Below are 313 nucleotides of genomic sequence, written 5' to 3'. Positions count from 1 at the left end.
GGTGATAACCTCAAGGGTGGTATCTATATGCATGGTGGCTTCTATCTAGGGCCTCAAGACTTTTATCAAGCTTTGCGCGACATGAGTCGAGAGGAAAATGAAAAGATCTGTATGTCGAGTGTCGGTCATATCAACCAGCTTGACTACAATCATCCGCTCCTATCTGCGCAGCGTAAGCACGCTCGCTTTATAAACACCGGCATGATGGTGACGCTGAGTGGTGCGGTTGTATCAGATGGCCTAGAAAATGGCACGGTTGTGAGTGGTGTAGGTGGCCAATATAACTTCGTATCGATGGCTCATTCATTGCCTG

Annotated in this window: 1 protein-coding gene; it reads left to right on the top strand. The window is 47.9% G+C overall.

Going from position 1 to position 313, the window contains the following annotated elements:
* A partial coding sequence (locus A3729_RS10780) for an acetyl-CoA hydrolase/transferase C-terminal domain-containing protein (RefSeq protein ID WP_304439718.1) occupies positions 1-313 on the top strand: 313 nt, incomplete at both ends.

This window comes from Oleiphilus sp. HI0043 (assembly GCF_001634935.1).
This window is presented reverse-complemented; position numbering and strand designations above follow the sequence as displayed.